The sequence below is a fragment of the Streptococcus sp. CCH5-D3 genome, from assembly GCF_001556435.1.
Lineage (GTDB): Bacteria > Bacillota > Bacilli > Lactobacillales > Streptococcaceae > Streptococcus.
Map to the genome: position 1 here is coordinate 1 of NZ_LSIW01000107.1, position 460 is coordinate 460.

Sequence of the window (460 nt, forward strand, 5' to 3'; positions counted from 1 at the left end):
AGTTGATGAAGTTTCTAAAACCGAAGCCCAACCGTTTGATGTCTTTAATCAACTTGTTAGTAGCTTCCAGTTTTGCGTTTGAATAGTCTGTTTCTAGTGCATTTTGGATGTATTGCTTGTGTCTAAGAAAAGTCCTAAAGACCGTTTGAAAATAGTGATTGACCTTGCTTCTATTTTCCTCTATCAGCTCAAAGAACTCATCTACTCTCTTCTCCTGAAAGTGAAAAAGCAAAAGCTGATAAAGAGTATAGTAGTCGGTGAGCTCTTCTGAAAAGACCAATGTCTTCTCAATGACTTCATGTGGGCTTAAGGTTTGACAAAATGTCTTCGAGTGAAATGAGTTACAAGATAGCTTACGACTGTCCTTTTGAAAAAGTCGCCAGTGATTTTTCAAGGCTCGATAAGGTAGTGACTTCTTATCGAACTGGTTCATAATCGCAATTCTTGTCTTTAAAAAGGC

The 460-nt window shown here is 37.6% G+C and carries 1 protein-coding gene; it reads right to left on the minus strand.

What is annotated here, in order from left to right:
* On the minus strand, positions 1-460 hold a 460-nt coding region (locus tag AX662_RS07200; RefSeq protein WP_197414676.1), incomplete at both ends, for a transposase.